An 18,444-nucleotide genomic window follows, 5' to 3' on the forward strand; every position below is an offset into this window, starting at 1 on the left:
GCTGTAAAGCTTATCTCATAAAAAAGGGCAGGTTAGTAACCTGCCCTTTTTTGTTAGACACGCATTCTAGGTACGTCATTCGGATCCAGGCATAGCTCGATCAAGATCGGTTTTTCTCTTTTCTCAATCGCCGCAATGGCAAGATCCAGATCATTTTCAGATTTCACCAATACCCCTTGCCCACCCAGTGCAGTCGCAGTCTCGGCAAATGAAGGCCATTCAAACTGAGTCAGACCCGGGTCCATCTGCCTATCGACAAATTGTATATGCTCAGCGCCGTAAGCAGAGTCGTTACATACAATAACGATCAGGTCTCTTTTCAAACGCACCGCTGTATTGAATTCATTTATACCGCCCATCATGAAACCACCATCACCGCTAAACACAACAACCGGGCGATCACTCACCGCCAGACTCGCCCCAATAGCAGCCTGAACCCCTAGCCCAATAGAACCAAAGTGCGCAGTCACAATAAAACTTTGCGGATCCGGCGCTGAAATTCGGCACCAGACTTCAGTCATAAACCGACCACCATCTGTTGTAAGTACACGATTCTCAGGGAGAGCGCGCTCCAGTTTCTCAAGCGCTTCAATATAATTGATATAGCTGCCATCCTGCTGACTGTTAGTACCCAGCGGGTGCTGCTTCAATGAATGGGGTTCAAGTTCCCGAGTAAACAGGCTAGGTGGGATTTCGGCTTCATCTAACCAATAAACAATATTATCCGCGGTCAGTTGCGCATCCGCAGTCAAAGCGACCGTCGGATGAATGTTTTTACTGATTTCGGTGATCTCATTATTGATCTGGACGATGTTTTTATCTTTAACCAGCTTGCCCCGATCTGTTGTAAAGTGATGCAAGCTAGTACCAAAACAGATGATGCAATCTGATTGCGCTATAAGCTCGTAAGCTTGAGGCGTACTTAATGTACCAAAGATGTCCATATTAAAAGGGTGATCATTAAACATCCCTTTCGCCTTGAGGGTAGTCGCCAAAGGCGCTTCCAATCGATCGGCTAGTTTAACAATACTCTCTTTTGCATCTATCGCACCGCCACCCGCTAGAATAATTGGCCTTCTGGCTGAAGCGATCATTCCGATTGCATTATCAAAGTCATCACCTTCAGGCACCATTGAAGCAGCATCAAAAACAGGATAGCTGATCTTCTGATGCTGAACTTCCTTCCACATGTAGTCCGCAGGCATATTAACAACGACCGGCCTTTTCTCCGCAGCAGCCCGATAAAAGGCATTTGCCATATCCTGGGCCACTGTTTCCGGCGACCTTATCTGAACAAACCCGGCCCCCGTCGTTTTGATCAGCTCTCTTTGGTCGATATTCTGTAGGTTCTGCGTATCAGAAACAGGCGTATCCCCGGCCAATAGAATCATCGGCATGTTAGCCCTGGCTCCTTCCACCAAAGCGGTAATACAGTTAGTCAACGCAGGTCCATGGGTAACCGTTGCAACGCCGATCTTACCGGAGACTTTGGAGTAAGCCAGTGCCATCATCACAGAGCTGCCTTCAATAGCTACCGGGATAAACTCACCGCCACAGTGTCTGACATAGTGGTCGACCATGAACAGGTTCGCATCCCCCATCAATCCAAACATCGTATCGATCTCATGATCTAACACCGCTTGAGCAATAGATTGGTAAACATAGGTGACTTCGGTACTCATGGGGTCTATAGCTCCTGTTAATTGTGATAAATGACCAACCTCTAATGCTAAATAAAATCCATGAAATTAATTTTCTTTCTCATACCACTTCAAAGCCATTATTGGTTATTATTTCCACAATATAGGCAAAAACCGGAATAATTAACCGAATGAAACTGACCCAACGAGATAGGAAAATTCTAAAATTGCTGGCCAAAGATAGTCGCTTAGCAAATACCGAGATCGCTGAGCAAGTAGGGATGTCGGCATCGGCTTGCTGGAGGAGAATAAAGGCGCTTGAAGAAGCCGGAATTATTAACCGATACGCGGTTGTGCTCGATGAAAAGAAAGCCGGGCTTAATTTCCGTGCGATTGTTATGGTCAGCTTAAACCAACATGAACGGGAAACCGGAGCACAGTTTGAGCAAGCGATGTCAGAGTGCGAGGCTGTTGTTGAGTGTTTTGCAACGACCGGCCAGGAGGACTACAACATGCTGGTTGTTTGTGAAGATATTCAAGCCTATAACGAGTTTTTGGATAACAAACTCTTCAAACTCGGAACGGTTGCCAGCGTTCAAACAAACGTAATCTTAAAAGAGATTACGCGGAGTGGCTTAGGCATATAGCAACACCATCGACATAGCACGATCAGCCAAAGCAGCCACTCCTTATTTCGATATATGGAATCTTAGCTAGCGACTAAAATTTCTTAGTGCCTTGCTGGTAATATTGCTGCCATTCCTTTTCAGGCACCATGCTACCCCCCGTTGCCCAAATGATATGAGTAGCATTCTCCATCTTGTCCTGTAACCCATGATCATTCAGGTAGCTTTCGCCTTGCGAGAGTAGATTTACGATACCAGGCGCGCCCGCTAAAGCCGAAGGCTCCAACGCAATATTTTCAGTCTCATAAATTCGAGCCAAGAGTTCATAGAGTTTCTGATCCTCAACGGTATAGATGCCACTCAGCAGTGGATCCATCACTTTGCCAACAAAACCGGAGGCACGACCAACCGCAAGACCATCAGCACAGGTTTGGTTATCGATACCTAACTCCTGAACACTGATCTGATCATGAAGCCCCGTGTACATACCCACCAGCATACAGGGTGAATGGGTCGGTTCAGCAAAGAAACAGTGAACATGATCACCAAAGAGCAACTTCAAACCAAAGGCAACCCCGCCAGGGCCTCCACCGACACCACAAGGAAGGTATACAAACAGAGGATGCACGGCATCGACCTGAATATTCTGCTCAGTTAGCTGCTTAGCTAAACGCTCTGCGGCAACGGCATATCCCAGAAACAGGTCACTGGAATTCTCATCATCCACAAAGTGACAGCGCTCCTGACTCAATGCCTGTTTGCGGCCCTCTTCTACCGCCTTACTATAGTCATCCTCATATTCAATCACCTGGACCCCTTTGCTACGCAACAGATCCTTTTTCCATTGCCGGGCATCAGCAGACATATGCACCGTCACTAAAAAACCGAGTGCAGCCCCCATGATGCCAATACTTAAGCCAAGGTTTCCGGTTGAGCCCACCACGATCTGATGCTGGCTAAACACATTTCGACACAGATCACTGTTCAGCTCAGTGTAACAGGCCCCTGTACTTATCAGCTCTGCCTCCAAAGCGACAGTCTCGGCATACTTCAGCACCTCATATATGCCGCCACGAGCTTTAATGGAACCCGAAATGGGAAGATGGCTGTCACATTTCAGCATCAGGCGCCCCGGTATACGCTGCGCTGATTCCAGCTCCATCTGGCCTTTAAATAGAGGGACCTCGCGCAACGGCGATTCAATAATGCCTTTATTAGCTGCGGTTTCCGGAAAGGCTTCTGCTATATAGGGAGCAAAGCGCTTTAATCGCGCCGAAGCATCAGCAACATCACTCTGTGATAGAGGCAGTTGAGCCGATGCATTTGAAAAGTCTGTGAGCTTAGGGTTCAACCAAAGCAGAGGCTCTGTTCGCTGTAGCTGTTCTAACAAGGGAAACTCACCTATCAGCTTGTTGATTTCCTGTGCACTAAAACTCATCAAACGACCTCTTTCGAATAAATTTTGTTAATCCCAGCTAATGAAATTAGGATAAAACTATTAAAACAACGCTAATAATTAACAACAAACCATAAAAAACTATCCTTGGATTAATATGGCTAATCTGAAACCCTCTCATCTGAACAGCGCTGTACTGGCCAACCTGCAATGCTTTAGCAGTGCCGCAAAGCATCTCAGTTTTACCCGCGCGGCTGACGAGTTAAACCTAACCCAAGGTGCCATTAGTCAACGTATACGTAAACTAGAAGAACAGCTCGGTTTTGCCCTGTTTCTGCGTTACAACCGTCGTCTTCAGCTCACAGCTGAGGGGGAAAGGCTCCTTATACAAACTAACAACAGCCTGACCGAGCTCGACAACCTGATTCGAGATATCCATACCCAGGGGCTTGCCGGCGAATTGTCACTCTCAACCCCCCCTTCGTTTGCATCTGAATGGTTGTTGGAAAAGCTTGCTGACTTCTCGCAGCACTTCCCACAGATTTTTTTTCGTATGGAAACCCATAGCCGCCTGGTAGATTTTTTCTCCGAACAGATTGATCTGGCTATCTACTATGGTCAGGGCGAATATCCGGGTCTGGTTTGCTGGCATTTAATGGATGAGCAACTCATTCCTGTCTGTACACCCGAATTTGCAAAAAAATATGACCTATGGAGCAGGCCAGAACAACTTAACCACTGCCACCTATTACATGATGCTCAAGCCTGGCCAGAAGCAGGCCCCTATTCAGAATGGTCCTATTGGGCTGAACGACAATCCCTGAACCTCGAACTAAAGCAGGGGCACTGCTTTGATAAGTCAGAGCATGCCGTAAAAGCTGCAAAAGCAGGTTTAGGCGTCGCTATTGGACGTAAACAGCTCATCGAAAAGTATCTGAACAACGGCGAATTGATTAACCCGTTTGATGGGTTGCCGTCAGTGTTGTCACAGCAAAACTATTATCTGGTCACCCATGAAGACCGAAAGGAACAACCGATTATAAAAGCGTTCCGGGAGTGGTTGCTGAAAATCAATAACCCTTTGTTTTAATGACTCAATCGGTTGCTGATGGCTCATCTGATGACTACGCTTTTAATGTGACTGCAGGTTCAATATCAGAATGATATCGACGTAACTTGAACTCTTTGATTGATGGCGCAAATGACTAACGACTCGAAGTTTCTTGAAAAACTCAAAAACAGTAGCGATCTGTTCGAAATTGTCTTTGACCATCAGTTCCAATTTATGGCAATTCTTGAACCTGATGGAAGAGTGATCAGCGTAAATCAAGTTGCGCTATCCCAGCAAGGCTATACACGCGAAGATTTTGTAGGGAGATACTTTTGGGAGTCAGCCTCATGGCGTCACCTTCCAGATTGGGAAGCGATCTGGAAGAAGCGATTAAAAGCAGCATACGAAAACCGCTCCCCTATTTTCACCGATGATGTTTACGAAGCTCATGATGGTTCCATCAGGCATGCCGATGCTGTGACTATTGCGCTGTTTGATTCCGACGGCAAACTCAATGGTTATCTGATACAAGCAATCGACAAGACTGATAAAGCGATCGCAGAAAAAGCGCTACGCGAAAGTGAGCAAAGATACAGAGGCGTGGTTGAAGACTTTCCGATCATGATCTGTACATACAAGCCCGGCGGAGAGATTATTTTTGTTAACCAATCATACTGCAAACTTTTTGGTCGCACATCTGAGGATTTAGTTGGCTCAAACTTCCTCGATTTAATCCCTGAAGGGGATAGGCCTGCACTTATATCAAATATATCCGGACTTAATACTTCAAAACCTACATTTGTAAACGAACACAGGGTAATACTTCCTGGAGATAACATTGGTTGGCAGCGCTGGACCAATCGGGCAATTTTTAATCGCCAAGGAGAAATCGAAAGCTACCAGTCTATCGGTGAAGACATAACTCAACGCATGATCCAAGAAAGAGCTTTAGAGAGCTCTGAAGCACAACTAAGCACGCTTATAGGCAACCTTCCGGGCGTCGCGTTTCAATGCCTAAACAACCGGAATTGGACCATGCTCTATTTAAGTGATCGTTGCGAAGAAATATTTGGGTATACCGCAGAAAGTCTCATCAAAAGCCGTTACTGTTCTTACGCACAACTCATTGAACCCGGGTATAGGGAATATGTCTGGGCTGCTGTGCAAAACTCACTCAAAACTCAAACTCCATACAAGGTCTTATACAAACTCAAACATTCATCTGGTGAGAGCAGATGGATGGAGGAGCAAGGTAGAGGTGTTTCAACGGATTCCACGGGACTAACAATCGAGGGATATATTGAAGATGTAACTGAGCGTATTGAAGCTGAAAATCGATTAAACCAAGCAGCCGCCGTATTTAGAAGTACCGGTGAAGGCGTCGCTATAACAGACCAGAATGGAACCATTGTCGATGTGAATGAGGCATTCACTAAAATCACTGGCTTTGATAGAGACGAAGTGATTGGTAAAAACACACGTATCTTACAATCAGGCAAACATGACATCGCCTTTTACGAAAACATGTGGGAGCAGATACAAAAACATGGACATTGGCGCGGAGAAGTGTGGAATCGCGCTAAGAGCGGGACAATCTACCCTGAAATTCTGACAATCAGCGCGATCGATTTTAAAAAAGGCCAGCAACCTTCCGGGTACGTCGGTGTATTCGCAGATATAACCTCACTTAAAGAAACAGAAGCCCGCTTAGATCATTTAGCTCACTATGATGCCCTAACAGAATTGCCTAATCGCCTCTTATTTCGTGAACGCCTGATACACAGCCTTTTAATGTCAGAAAGGAAGAAAACCAAGGTAGCTGTTTTGTTCCTCGATCTTGACCGCTTCAAAAACATTAACGATACCTTAGGTCATGGAGTGGGAGACATACTGCTAGCTGAGATCGCCTCAAGGCTTCGCCATGTTGTCAGAATGGGTGACACCGTTGGGCGTATTAGTGGCGATGAGTTCTGTCTAATCCTTGAAGATATTCAAGATGTTACCGATGTAGTCCCCATTGTCGAAAAAATCTTATCGGTGTTTAGCCAGACGATTCAAATCAATAGCCATATGCTACAAATCTCTGCCAGTATTGGTGTAGCAATCAGCCCAGATAATAGTAATGATGCCGATGCTCTCCTTAGCTTTTCCGACTCGGCTATGTATGAAGCCAAAGAAGCCGGTCGCAATACCTATAAGTTTTATACTGCGGAAATGACCCAACAGGCCCTTGAACATAGCTTTGTACAAAGTGCTTTGAGGGATGCCCTAGAACAATCCCAGTTTTTCGTGACTTATCAGCCCCAATTAAGGATCAAAGACTATTCAATGGTAGGGGTCGAAGCGTTAGTACGCTGGCAGCATCCAGAGCGGGGCCTTATTCCACCCGATTCATTTATTCCCATCGCAGAAAATAGCGGCTTAATCAGAGAATTAGGAGCCTGGATTTTAAGAACGGCCTGCGAGCAAGGCGTTCAGTGGCTAAACGAACAAGTAAATTTTGGGCGGATATACGTTAATGTTTCTGCAACTCAACTACATGATGAGTCCTTCACTGAAGCTGTCATTATGTGCCTTAAAGAGACCGGGTTCCCCGCTGAAAAATTGGGCTTGGAGGTAACCGAAAGCTTTATCATGAAAGACCCACAGCACGCTATTAATGTTCTGAGTAGCTTTAAAGAGATAGGTATTGAGCTGGCTATTGACGACTTTGGTACCGGCTATTCTTCACTATCTTACCTAAAACAATTACCAATCGATAAACTGAAAATCGACCAGTCTTTTATTAGAGATATACCTGATGACCCAAATGATATGGCCATTGCTGAAGCGGTTATTGCCATGGGTAAAGCATTAAACCTAGAAGTGATCGCGGAAGGTGTCGAAAGCCAGATACAGGCAGATTTTTTATTAGATAAGGAATGTACTGAAGTTCAAGGGTACCTATATGCCCATCCCCTGACAGCCGATGCTTTTTCGGAATGGGAAAAACAACGCGATATTAAATAGGGCATGTCAACGAACTGACTTATTTGCATTAACCGGCCTTTACTTAGGTTTTTCTTGATCTACATCTCACCCTTTCTAAAGCTCTATCAGTTATGAGTAGATATGAAATTGTGATATTTATTCTAGGTGTTTTGCTCTAAGTTAATACGCTTCATCATTTCAGCCCACTGTTTAATTTCAGTGGCTGAATCCAAGAGCTTTTCTGATTCACCTTTTTTCCATACCCCCTGGCTGTTGAAATGAAACATTGGATCTAAGTCGTTTCGTTCCGAGCCCCGGCGAATTTCTTTATGAATATTATCAAGAATCAGAGGGTCCGAGTTTTCTTCAGCATAGTAAGCAAGGACCATATGGGCCTGGTTATCTTCAATCAGCTTGACGTAAGAAACTTTTAAATTCTCTACGGGGATACCTAATTCGAGAAGGGTGAAATACTTGGCAATTGAAAAGTCCTCACAATCCCCAGCATTTTTAATCAGGCTTTCTATGGGAGTAGCCCAATAGTCTTTACTCTCCCAAAGTTGCTTATCTTCAGCCCACTTCATCTGGTTGAAGAAATTGTTTACCAGTTCGAGTTTCTCAATATCACTTTTGTCATGGCTGCTCTTTAACAGCTGATTCCACGCATCGAAGCGTTCCGCTGTCTCGCGATCATAGTGACGGTATATTTTTTTAACTTGTGACTGGGGGAGGATTTTTTGTAGATGGCCTGCATGAACAGGGCTTGCAGCATATATAGATGCCAGCACGGAGAAATGGATAAATTTAACGTTAAATAAACGAGCTGTTTTTCTTAACATAAATGCCCCTCCTAATAGCCCCTCTAAAAATTAGCCCGCATACCTATAAATTTCAAAGCCTCAATCAAAAGTCTGAACCAAGATTATTCCCCCCTCATGCTATCGCAAAAGGGGGGAGCATTAACGCGTATACGTTATAGTGATCCTACATTAATAACAATTGGGAAGTCAGTGTAATCTGCACGAGCTCCCGCTGCGGTAGGTTCCTGTTCTATCGTTTTATTTACGTCCATTGCTACATCAGAGTGAGCTCTGCTCTCCTCTAGATAAGCACCGGAATAAATGTCATACAACCAATCACCAGGTTTAAAATCTTCAGTCGCCATCGCTACAGCAGGTGTGAACAGAAGAGCAAAAGTTACCGCTTTAAATTGAGTTTTCATGATATCTACCTTTATTAATTGCTTCTTTTGTACTGCATGTAGAAGCTATGACATGAATATTTCCAAAGCGTTCCCGAATGAACACTCAATTTCTGAATAAAATTTAATCAGCCGCCTATATTCATCACATTTCTTGAACTAAATCATGAACTTAAAAATTTATAAAAAAATTCATTTAGCCAACTCATAAGCCAAGATTAGTGCGGAAAGAGCCACAGAGCGATACAGCAGCCTGAACAGGCTTATTAAAGAGAAGAGAAGAAGTAACTTAAAAGAATGAAGCTGGCCTTGGACAACTGCTGAGGATACCAAGGCCGGCTTTAATACAGATTTATTCGACTGTTACTGACTTAGCCAGATTTCGCGGCTGATCGACATCGGTCCCTTTCAGGATGGCAACATGGTAAGAGAGTAGCTGCAACGGAATGGTATACAGTACAGGCTGCATAATTTCCTCACACTCCGGCATGTTAAGCACATAGATCCCCTCTTCTGACTGAACCTTATCTGAGCCAGCAAAGACAAACAGTTCGCCGCCACGTGCACGCACTTCCTGAAGGTTAGCCTTTAGCTTATCCAGCATATCGTTCTGCGGTGCTACCGCAACGACCGGCATCTCTTTATCTACCAGGGCCAGAGGGCCATGCTTCAATTCACCTGCAGGGTAAGACTCTGCATGAATATAAGAGATCTCTTTAAGCTTCAGAGCACCTTCCTTAGCAACGGGATACAAAGTACCACGACCCAGGAACAGCGAATGCTGTTTTTCAGCAAAGGACTGCGCCATTTTCTCGATATCACTATCCATCTCCAGTGCATGAAGAACCTGCTGAGGAAGCTTTTTCAGCGCTGCGATAATCGCTGACTCACGTTCAGCCGTCAGGCCATTGCGACGGCCCAGAGCCAGGGTCGTCAGCATCAAAGCGACCAGTTGAGTCGTGAAGGCTTTAGTGGATGCCACACCGATTTCGGGACCCGCATTAGTCATCAACGCCAGATCGGACTCACGTACTAAGGTACTCCCCGGTACATTGCAGATCACCAGTGATGCCAACACACGTGACTGAACTTCACGAAGTGCTGCAAGCGTATCAGCTGTTTCGCCTGACTGAGAGATGGTCAGAAACAGTGTGCCTTCGGGGATAACGACTGGACGGTAACGGTACTCACTTGCCACTTCCACCATACAAGGAATGCCCACCAGGTCTTCGATCCAGTATTTAGCGATCAGACCTGCGTGAAAACTAGTACCACAAGCAATAATCTGTACTTGCTTAACCTGATCAAAGATCTCACCAGCTTTTACACCGAAGCACTGCTCAAGCAGCTTATCATCACTCACACGCCCTTCGAGACAGGCTTTAATGACCTCTGGCTGTTCATAGGTTTCTTTAAGCATATAGTGCTTAAATTCACCCTTATCAGCCGAACTTACACCATGTTCAAACTGGGAGATTTCGCGCTGAGCTTTATTGCCGGAAATATCGGTCACCGTAATATCGCTGGCCGTCAGAGTAGCAACATCGCCATCCTCCAGGAACATAAAACGGTCGGTAACCTGCAAAAGTGCCAACTGGTCTGAGGCGATAAAGTTTTCACCAATACCCACCCCAATCACCAAAGGGCTGCCTTTACGGGCTGTCACCAACTGGCTTGGATCAGTCTTTTCGATCACACCCAACGCATAGGCGCCTTCAAGTTTACCGATAATATTGGCAACCGCTGTGTGCAGCGAACTCGTTGTATTTAGCTCCCTAGCAAGTAAGTGTGCAATTACTTCGGTATCAGTATCAGAGCTAAAAACATAACCGTCGTTCTGCAACTGATCTTTTAACTCTTCAAAATTCTCGATGATGCCGTTGTGTACCACCGCTAACTGATCAGCAGACATATGAGGATGAGCATTGGCCTCATTAGGCACGCCATGGGTCGCCCAACGAGTATGGGCAATACCTGTTGTGCCCATCAGAGGCTCGGCTTGTAACGCATCAGACAACGCCTGTACTTTGCCGGTACGACGACAGCGCTGGATCCCTGCGTCTGTTTGTAGGGCTACACCTGCAGAGTCATAGCCGCGATACTCAAGACGACGCAAACCTTCCAACAGAATTTCCTGAACCGGGCGCGCCGCTACTGCTCCAACTATTCCGCACATAATTAGTTTCCTTTCTTCTGTGGACGTGGCCAGTTCTTAACTTCAGCCTGCTTAGCCCGGGTAACCGCAAGAGCATCATCTGAAACACTCTTACTGATGGTTGAACCCGCACCTACAGTAGCCATTTTGCCCACCTTGACTGGTGCAACCAACGCAGTGTTAGAACCAATGAATGCGTTATCGTCGATCTCCGTCAGGGACTTATTAACGCCATCGTAGTTACAGGTGATCGTACCGGCACCGACATTAACGTCTTTACCTAAGATTGCATCACCAACGTAAGACAGATGATTGATCTTACTACCCTCGCCCACAATCGCCTTTTTCGTTTCAACAAAGTTGCCAACTTTAGCTTTGGCTGCCAGTTGAGTACCTGGACGTAAGCGGGCAAACGGACCAATATCACAAGCTTCAGCAACGGTTGCATCTTCAATAACGGTATTCGCTTTAATCCGTGTGCCTGCAGCAATCGTACAGTTTTTTAGGTAACAGTTAGGTTCAATAACAACGTTGTCACCCAGCTCAATTTCACCTTCAAGGACAACGTTCACATCGATCAACAGATCTTGACCAATTTTTACATTGCCTCGTACATCTATACGTTTTGGATCAGCAAGGGTCGCTCCGTTTACCATCAACCACTCAGCCTGTTGAGCCTGATACCAACGTTCAAGTTCTGCCAGTTGTACCCGGTTATTTACACCCTGTACCTCTTCTTCAGCTTCAGGCTGTATCGCACTAATAGTCAGCCCCTGATCAGCCGCCATCGCAATAATATCGGTCAGGTAGTACTCACCCTGGGCATTTTCAGATGACAGCTTTGGCAACCATTCATTCAGATGACTACTTTTAACTGCCAGAATCCCGGTATTTACTTCGTTGATCTTGTGCTGTTCAGCAGTGGCATCTTTGTGTTCGACAATCGCCACAACACGGCTCTGTTCATTACGAACAATGCGGCCATAACCCGTCGGGTCTTTAAGATTAACCGTCAATAGCGCCAGATCACCTGTGGCTGCGATCTCAACCATCTGCTGCATCGTTTCAGCTTTGGTTAGTGGTACGTCTCCGTAGAGGACCAATACCACACTATCTTCAGCAACCGAAGGCATTGCCTGTGCAACTGCATGGCCTGTGCCTTTCTGTTCCGCCTGCAAAGCAAAATTTAAAGTTTGGCCGGCGAGTTCATCACGTAATTTGTCAGCTCCATGACCAATCACCACATGGGTATTCACCCCATTCAGCTCTGATGCTGTATCGATAACATGCTGGACCATCGGCTTACCACCGACTTTATGCAGCACTTTAGGCAGGTTTGATTTCATACGGCTGCCCTGTCCGGCAGCCAGGATGACAACGTCTACAGACATGGCCTTTCCTTCCTTGTGAAGTTTACGCTTTATTTTGTCAGCACTTTAAAGTAAAAAAGAATTCACACAATCCCTTTTGTCACAAATTTTATGACAATTATGAATACTGAGATATTTAACCTATTAGGCTTAAGCCCACGAGAAATAGAGATCTATAAAGCACTACTTTTTTTAGGGGCTAGTTCTATACGAACAATTGCTGACAAATCAGGTGTTAATCGTGGCAGCACATACGAAAGCCTCAAAGAGATGCAGCAAAAAGGTATTGTTACCTACCAGCCAAAGGGTAAACGGCGTCTGTTTGCTCCGGTAGATCCGGATATCCTGTTACAGCTAGCCGAAGAACGTCGTCAGGGATTGGACCGGGCAATGGAAGAGCTCAAACAGAGTATCATTCCAGAACTACAACATCTGAAACCTGACTTTAATGCAGCCAATGTTAGCTTCTATGAGGGCGATGACGGGATCGAGCACGTTCTTAAAGACATCCTGATTACCGTTGCTAACTCCGACGCTGACAGCTACTCAGTGTTCTCCTCCAAGCCGATCAGGAAGCACCTCTACAGACCCTTCCCTAACTTCACAAACCAGCGCATACAGCGTGGTATAACCGTTCGCGCAATCGCGATTGGTGACGGCGGTGAAGACGCTCTGCTTTCTGAACGTAAGTGGATCAAAACCGAAGGGAAAGTGGATGCAGCCTATATCGCTATATACCCGCCTAAATGCGCAATCATCTCACTGGCATCAGAGAACTACCCTACCGCAGTAGTCATTGATTCAGCGGAGGTTGCAGGCGCGCAAAAAATTATTTTTGATACCTTATGGCGGCTACTTTAGTCAGTTTTTAACATGACATAGCAACCGATTTGAAATTAAACTGTTGTATAAGGGCTTTCTTACAGGCACTTAGCAATATCATATTTTTAGATTAATAACTGCTAAGTCTGTTGGAATCTTGCAGACATCAGCACAGATTCAGGCGGTTACCAGGTTGGCTTAAACCGCGTAAATACCAGCGAGAGTGAGTAGCAATGAAATATTTTGGCTTACTAGGTGGCATAGCGCTTTTAGCAGGATGTGCAGCTCAGGATATTAAATACCTTCCAGGAGACCATTATCTGGTTGATCTGGATAATGGAGTTATGTGTCGCAGTTCCGACTGCTTGCAACTCAGCCTTATCATTCCATCTTATTATGAGCATGAAATTGCCCATGCGTATGGCCTTCAGAAAGGCCAGACCTATAACTGGAACACACAACAGTTTGCCAATCTGCTCATCTCTCCACCAAACAAGCTGTATGTCGTAGAAAAGATTTCAGATTCTGAATTTAGACTGCCTATGAATCAGGCCACAGCGAAGGCATTCGCTACACTGCAATACGAATACGACCTTCTGTATAGCAATTTCAAATTATGAATGAAATCGATAGTTACTCGAATCTTAGCGGTAGCTCTTATCCCATACCTTTGATTGGGAGCTAGCTAGCCCTACTTGCTTTCGGCTTTTCAGCCTTCCTCAAGAAGCCCGGCTTTGTCCTTATAGTGAAGCCGCCTCTAACCGTTCTACCGCGTCCATTTCTTTCTTCCCAAGCAGAAACAAAAAAGGCAACCCGAAGGTTGCCTTTTGATATGTGGATTGTAAGGACAGAGTCTTAACGACCCAGTTTCTTACGAATCTGCTGTAGGGTACGAATCTGCGCTGCAGCTTCGGCCAGCTGGGAGGCTGCTTTCGAGTATTCGAACTCGGCAGTTTTATCAGCCATCGCCTGCTCAGCATGTTTCTGTGCTTCCTGAGCAGCTGCTTCATCAAGGTCTGCTGCGTGCAGAGCAGTGTCTGCAAGAACAGTTACCTTGTGAGGCTGTACTTCCAAGAAGCCACCGGATACGTAAAAGATATCCTGTTCGCCACCCTGTTTGCGTAGCTCGACAGGGCCTGGTTTCAGTTCCGTCAGAAGCGGAGCGTGACCTGGATATACACCCAGATCACCCAGGCTACCTGTTACGGATACGAATTCGATCAAGCCAGAGAAGATCTCTTCTTCAGCACTTACGATGTCGCAATGAACAGTCATAGCCATATTTATACCTCGTAAAGGTTAGCTAAAGGCAATTACATGCCTTTAGCTTTCTCGATCGCTTCGTCGATACCGCCAACCATGTAGAACGCCTGCTCTGGCAGATCGTCGTACTGGCCTTCCAGGATGCCTTTAAAGCCGCTGATAGTTTCTTTCAGTGGCACGTATTTACCAGGAGCACCGGTGAATACTTCAGCTACGAAGAATGGCTGAGAAAGGAATCGCTGGATCTTACGTGCACGTGCTACCAGAGATTTATCTTCTTCAGACAGTTCGTCCATACCCAGGATAGCGATGATGTCTTTCAGCTCTTTATAGCGCTGAAGTACACCCTGTACGTTACGAGCAATTTCATAGTGCTCAGTACCGATAACCAGTGGGTCTAGCTGACGAGACGTTGAATCCAGTGGGTCAACCGCAGGGTAGATACCCAGCTCTGCGATCTGACGAGACAGTACTACTGTTGCGTCAAGGTGAGAGAAGGTTGTTGCTGGAGATGGGTCAGTCAAGTCATCGGCAGGTACGTATACCGCCTGGATAGACGTGATGGAACCAGTCTTAGTAGAAGTGATACGCTCCTGAAGAACGCCCATCTCTTCTGCCAGAGTTGGCTGGTAACCTACCGCAGAAGGCATACGACCCAGCAGTGCTGATACTTCAGTACCTGCCAGTGTGTAACGGTAGATGTTGTCTACGAACAACAGTACGTCACGACCTTCGTCACGGAATTTTTCAGCCATTGTCAGGCCAGTCAGCGCTACACGCAGACGGTTACCTGGAGGCTCATTCATCTGACCGTAAACCAGAGATACTTTATCCAGTACGTTGGATTCTTTCATCTCGTAGTAGAAGTCGTTACCCTCACGAGTACGCTCACCTACGCCGGCGAATACGGAGAAACCTGAGTGCTCGATCGCGATGTTACGGATCAGCTCCATCATGTTTACGGTTTTACCTACACCCGCACCACCGAACAGACCAACTTTACCACCTTTAGCAAACGGGCATACCAGGTCGATTACCTTGATACCAGTTTCCAGCAGTTCGTTTGATGCTGCCTGCTCGTCGTAAGATGGCGCTTTACGGTGGATAGGCATACGCTCTTCTTCACCGATTTCGCCACATTCATCAATTGGGTTACCCAGTACGTCCATGATACGACCCAGTGTTGCTGTACCAACAGGTACAGAAACTGGCGCACCAGTGTTCGCAACGTCCTGACCACGGCTTACGCCTTCAGTCTGACCCATTGCGATCGCACGAACAACACCGTCGCCCAGCTGCTGCTGAACTTCCAGCGTCAAACCGTTTTTAGTTACGGTCAGCGCGTCGTAAACCTTCGGTACAGAATCACGTGGAAATTCCACGTCAACTACCGCACCGATAATCTGAACAATAGTTCCGCTACTCATGTTCGGATCCTCTAATTATTTAACCTGTGACCTGTATTAAACAGCTGCAGCACCACCAACGATCTCAGAAATTTCCTGAGTAATCGCGGCCTGACGAGCTTTGTTGTAAATCATTTCCAGCTCATCAATCATATCACCAGCGTTGTCTGTTGCGTTCTTCATCGCTAGCATACGTGCTGCCTGCTCACAGGCATTGTTCTCAACCACGGCCTGATAGACCAGGGACTCTACATAACGAACCAGTAAGCTGTTTAGCAGCTCTTTTGCGTCCGGCTCATACAGGTAATCCCAGTGATGATTGAGCTTGTCATCGTCTTCTTCTGCCTTCAGTGGAAGCACCTGAGATACAGCAGGCTGCTGTGTCATTGTGTTAACGAAATCGTTAGACACGATGAACAGTTTATCCAGCTTGCCTTCATCATAAGCATCCAGCATGACCTTAACTGACCCGATCAGATCCGCCACTTCCGGCGCATCACCCAGGTGAGTTTTCGCTGCAACTACATTACCGCCATAGCTCTTAAAGAACGAACCGGCTTTGCTGCCCAGCGCACAGATGTCAATTTCGACACCCTGGTCATGGAACTCTTTCATGCTTTTAACAGCTGCTTTGAACGCGTTAACGTTCAAACCACCACACAGGCCACGGTCGGTTGCTACAATTACAAAACCAACGCGCTTAGTCTCACGCTCCTGCATGTACAAGTGTCTGTACTCAGGATTGGACTTGGCCAGGTGCTGAATTACACCACGGATACTCCGGGCGTACGGGCGAGAAGACTCCATGCGATCCTGTGCTTTACGCATCTTAGAAGCAGCAACCATTTCCATAGCGCTGGTAATCTTCCTCGTGCTCTGCACACTCGCAATTTTTGTCTTAATCTCTTTTCCGACTGCCATAGTTCCGCCTATTTAGTTTGGTGTTAGATCTGCATGCCAGGCATGCAGATCGATCACTCTAAACGAGTTCTTACCAAGCTTGCGTAGACTTGAACTTTTCAATACCAGCTTTGAACTGTGCAGCAATCTCATCAGAGTAGTTGCCAGTTGCGTTGATATCGTTCATCAGATCAGCGTATTCGCTGTTGAAGAACGCGATCAGAGCCGCTTCAAAGTCCAGTACTTTGTTCAGATCTACACCTTTCAGGTAACCTTCGTTAGCAGCGTACAGGCTCAGACCCATGTCAGCGATAGACATTGGGGAGTACTGTTTCTGCTTCATCAGCTCGGTTACGGACTGACCGTGTTCCAACTGGTCACGAGTCGCGTCATCAAGGTCAGAAGCGAACTGTGCGAATGCTGCCAGCTCACGATACTGAGCCAGAGCCAGACGTACACCGCCACCAAGTTTCTTGATGATCTTAGTCTGAGCTGCACCACCTACACGGGATACGGACAGACCAGCGTTGATCGCTGGACGTACACCGGAGTTGAACAGGTCAGTTTCAAGGAAGATCTGACCGTCGGTGATGGAGATTACGTTTGTTGGTACGAATGCGGATACGTCACCACCCTGAGTTTCGATTACAGGCAGAGATGTCAGGGAACCAGTCTGGCCCTTAACTTCACCGTCAGTAAACTTCTCAACATAGTCAGCGTTTACACGCGCAGCACGCTCTAGCAGACGAGAGTGCAAGTAGAATACGTCACCTGGGTATGCTTCACGACCTGGCGGACGGCGTAGCAGCAGGGAAATCTGACGATATGCCCAAGCCTGCTTAGTCAGATCATCATAGATGATCAGCGCGTCTTCACCGCGGTCACGGTAGTATTCACCCATAGTACAACCAGCGTATGGCGCCAGGAACTGCATCGCTGCAGGATCAGATGCACCAGCAGCAACAACGATAGTGTGATCCATCGCGCCGTGCTCTTCCAGCTTACGTACAACGTTAGCGATAGTAGACTGTTTCTGGCCTACTGCAACGTAGATACATTTTACGCCGGTATCTTTCTGGTTGATGATAGCGTCGATCGCGATCGCAGATTTACCAATCTGACGGTCACCGATGATCAGCTCACGCTGACCACGACCGATTGGAACCATGGAGTCGATCGCTTTAAGACCAGTCTGTACAGGCTGATCTACGCCCTGACGCTCGATTACACCAGGTGCAACCTTCTCTACAGCGTCAGTCAATTTAGTTTCAACAGGGCCTTTACCATCGATCGGGTTACCCAGAGCGTCTACTACACGACCCTGCAGTTCCGGACCAATTGGTACTTCCAGGATACGGCCAGTACAACGTGCAGTCGCACCTTCTACCAGGTCCTGGTAATCACCCAGTACTACAGCACCAACGGAGTCACGCTCAAGGTTAAGCGCCATACCGTAGATACCGCCAGGGAATTCAATCATTTCCCCGTACATAACGTCAGCAAGTCCGTGGATCGTAATGATACCATCGGAAACGCTCACTACAGTGCCCTCATTACGGGCTTCTGAAGTCACATCAAGAGTTTCGATGCGCTTCTTGAGAATCTCACTGATCTCAGAAGGATTCAGTTGCTGCATGCTTTTAT

The 18,444-nt window shown here is 46.5% G+C and carries 15 protein-coding genes; 5 read left to right on the forward strand and 10 right to left on the reverse strand.

Annotated features, from left to right (window positions below; translation table 11 throughout):
- Positions 1–53 precede the first annotated feature (53 nt).
- Positions 54–1,682 carry a thiamine pyrophosphate-binding protein gene (locus MED92_RS10710; RefSeq protein WP_007021559.1) on the reverse strand — a complete coding sequence of 543 codons (1,629 nt, stop codon included), beginning with the start codon at positions 1,680–1,682 and terminating at the stop codon, positions 54–56.
- A 149-nt stretch (positions 1,683–1,831) separates the two neighbouring features.
- Here MED92_RS10710 and MED92_RS10715 point away from each other — a divergent pair, with 149 nt between their 5' ends.
- Positions 1,832–2,287 (forward strand): Lrp/AsnC family transcriptional regulator, encoded by a 456-nt coding sequence (locus tag MED92_RS10715; RefSeq protein WP_007021560.1) that lies wholly within the window; start codon positions 1,832–1,834, stop codon positions 2,285–2,287.
- 73 nt (positions 2,288–2,360) lie between these two features.
- Here the strand turns inward: MED92_RS10715 and MED92_RS10720 are convergent, their stop codons facing one another.
- The gene (locus MED92_RS10720) at positions 2,361–3,704 is read right to left on the reverse strand and encodes a D-serine ammonia-lyase (RefSeq protein WP_007021561.1); all 1,344 of its coding nucleotides are present in this window, start codon (positions 3,702–3,704) and stop codon (positions 2,361–2,363) included.
- Between the two features lie 115 nt (positions 3,705–3,819).
- Between MED92_RS10720 and dsdC the strand changes: the two genes are divergently transcribed.
- Positions 3,820–4,752 carry a DNA-binding transcriptional regulator DsdC gene (gene dsdC, locus MED92_RS10725; protein WP_007021562.1) on the forward strand — a complete coding sequence of 311 codons (933 nt, stop codon included), beginning with the start codon at positions 3,820–3,822 and terminating at the stop codon, positions 4,750–4,752.
- A gap of 102 nt (positions 4,753–4,854) precedes the next feature.
- Positions 4,855–7,722 (forward strand): bifunctional diguanylate cyclase/phosphodiesterase, encoded by a 2,868-nt coding sequence (locus MED92_RS18570; RefSeq protein WP_007021563.1) that lies wholly within the window; start codon positions 4,855–4,857, stop codon positions 7,720–7,722.
- Between the two features lie 122 nt (positions 7,723–7,844).
- Here MED92_RS18570 and MED92_RS10735 read toward each other — a convergent pair whose 3' ends face one another.
- The 4 genes from MED92_RS10735 to glmU form a co-directional block, all read right to left on the reverse strand.
- Entirely contained in the window at positions 7,845–8,522 is a 678-nt protein-coding gene (locus MED92_RS10735) for a transglutaminase-like cysteine peptidase (protein ID WP_007021564.1), read from the reverse strand.
- Positions 8,523–8,656: 134 nt separating this feature from the next.
- A complete protein-coding gene (locus tag MED92_RS10740; protein WP_007021565.1) occupies positions 8,657–8,905 on the reverse strand; it encodes a hypothetical protein in 249 nt (82 codons plus the stop codon).
- A gap of 331 nt (positions 8,906–9,236) precedes the next feature.
- Complete coding sequence (gene glmS, locus MED92_RS10745; protein WP_007021566.1) at positions 9,237–11,060, reverse strand: glutamine--fructose-6-phosphate transaminase (isomerizing); 1,824 nt, start codon at positions 11,058–11,060, stop codon at positions 9,237–9,239.
- A gap of 2 nt (positions 11,061–11,062) precedes the next feature.
- Positions 11,063–12,430 carry a bifunctional UDP-N-acetylglucosamine diphosphorylase/glucosamine-1-phosphate N-acetyltransferase GlmU gene (gene glmU, locus MED92_RS10750; protein WP_007021567.1) on the reverse strand — a complete coding sequence of 456 codons (1,368 nt, stop codon included), beginning with the start codon at positions 12,428–12,430 and terminating at the stop codon, positions 11,063–11,065.
- 99 nt (positions 12,431–12,529) lie between these two features.
- Between glmU and MED92_RS10755 the strand changes: the two genes are divergently transcribed.
- Together MED92_RS10755 and MED92_RS10760 are read left to right on the forward strand one after the other, a co-directional pair.
- The gene (locus tag MED92_RS10755) at positions 12,530–13,270 is read left to right on the forward strand and encodes a TrmB family transcriptional regulator (protein WP_040662753.1); all 741 of its coding nucleotides are present in this window, start codon (positions 12,530–12,532) and stop codon (positions 13,268–13,270) included.
- Between the two features lie 194 nt (positions 13,271–13,464).
- Positions 13,465–13,851: a hypothetical protein gene (locus MED92_RS10760; RefSeq protein ID WP_007021569.1), complete on the forward strand. Its 387-nt coding sequence runs from the start codon at positions 13,465–13,467 to the stop codon at positions 13,849–13,851.
- A gap of 235 nt (positions 13,852–14,086) precedes the next feature.
- On the opposite strand, the gene MED92_RS10765 is transcribed toward MED92_RS10760, so the two are convergent.
- The 4 genes from MED92_RS10765 to atpA form a co-directional block, all read right to left on the reverse strand.
- Positions 14,087–14,512 (reverse strand): F0F1 ATP synthase subunit epsilon, encoded by a 426-nt coding sequence (locus MED92_RS10765; protein WP_007021570.1) that lies wholly within the window; start codon positions 14,510–14,512, stop codon positions 14,087–14,089.
- Positions 14,513–14,544: 32 nt separating this feature from the next.
- Positions 14,545–15,921, reverse strand: coding sequence for a F0F1 ATP synthase subunit beta (atpD, locus tag MED92_RS10770; protein WP_007021571.1), 1,377 nt, complete (start codon positions 15,919–15,921; stop codon positions 14,545–14,547).
- Between the two features lie 36 nt (positions 15,922–15,957).
- Positions 15,958–16,821 (reverse strand): F0F1 ATP synthase subunit gamma, encoded by an 864-nt coding sequence (gene atpG / locus MED92_RS10775; RefSeq protein WP_007021572.1) that lies wholly within the window; start codon positions 16,819–16,821, stop codon positions 15,958–15,960.
- A 70-nt stretch (positions 16,822–16,891) separates the two neighbouring features.
- Complete coding sequence (gene atpA, locus MED92_RS10780) at positions 16,892–18,436, reverse strand: F0F1 ATP synthase subunit alpha (protein ID WP_007021573.1); 1,545 nt, start codon at positions 18,434–18,436, stop codon at positions 16,892–16,894.
- Positions 18,437–18,444: the final 8 nt, after the last annotated feature.

Origin of the sequence: Neptuniibacter caesariensis (assembly GCF_000153345.1) — a bacterium.
In the GTDB taxonomy this organism is placed as follows: domain Bacteria; phylum Pseudomonadota; class Gammaproteobacteria; order Pseudomonadales; family Balneatricaceae; genus Neptuniibacter; species Neptuniibacter caesariensis.

What these genes read in the sequence shown, in the direction of transcription:
- atpA (WP_007021573.1), bottom strand. Translation starts at nt 18,436, where the DNA reads ATGCAGCAACTGAATCCTTCTGAGATCAGTGAGATTCTCAAGAAGCGC.
- glmU (WP_007021567.1), bottom strand. Translation starts at nt 12,430, where the DNA reads ATGTCTGTAGACGTTGTCATCCTGGCTGCCGGACAGGGCAGCCGTATG.
- MED92_RS10755 (WP_040662753.1), top strand. Translation starts at nt 12,530, where the DNA reads ATGAATACTGAGATATTTAACCTATTAGGCTTAAGCCCACGAGAAATA.
- dsdC (WP_007021562.1), top strand. Translation starts at nt 3,820, where the DNA reads ATGGCTAATCTGAAACCCTCTCATCTGAACAGCGCTGTACTGGCCAAC.
- atpG (WP_007021572.1), bottom strand. Translation starts at nt 16,821, where the DNA reads ATGGCAGTCGGAAAAGAGATTAAGACAAAAATTGCGAGTGTGCAGAGC.
- MED92_RS10760 (WP_007021569.1), top strand. Translation starts at nt 13,465, where the DNA reads ATGAAATATTTTGGCTTACTAGGTGGCATAGCGCTTTTAGCAGGATGT.
- MED92_RS10740 (WP_007021565.1), bottom strand. Translation starts at nt 8,905, where the DNA reads ATGAAAACTCAATTTAAAGCGGTAACTTTTGCTCTTCTGTTCACACCT.
- MED92_RS10710 (WP_007021559.1), bottom strand. Translation starts at nt 1,682, where the DNA reads ATGAGTACCGAAGTCACCTATGTTTACCAATCTATTGCTCAAGCGGTG.
- MED92_RS10735 (WP_007021564.1), bottom strand. Translation starts at nt 8,522, where the DNA reads ATGTTAAGAAAAACAGCTCGTTTATTTAACGTTAAATTTATCCATTTC.
- atpD (WP_007021571.1), bottom strand. Translation starts at nt 15,921, where the DNA reads ATGAGTAGCGGAACTATTGTTCAGATTATCGGTGCGGTAGTTGACGTG.
- glmS (WP_007021566.1), bottom strand. Translation starts at nt 11,060, where the DNA reads ATGTGCGGAATAGTTGGAGCAGTAGCGGCGCGCCCGGTTCAGGAAATT.
- MED92_RS10765 (WP_007021570.1), bottom strand. Translation starts at nt 14,512, where the DNA reads ATGGCTATGACTGTTCATTGCGACATCGTAAGTGCTGAAGAAGAGATC.
- MED92_RS10715 (WP_007021560.1), top strand. Translation starts at nt 1,832, where the DNA reads ATGAAACTGACCCAACGAGATAGGAAAATTCTAAAATTGCTGGCCAAA.
- MED92_RS18570 (WP_007021563.1), top strand. Translation starts at nt 4,855, where the DNA reads ATGGCGCAAATGACTAACGACTCGAAGTTTCTTGAAAAACTCAAAAAC.
- MED92_RS10720 (WP_007021561.1), bottom strand. Translation starts at nt 3,704, where the DNA reads ATGAGTTTTAGTGCACAGGAAATCAACAAGCTGATAGGTGAGTTTCCC.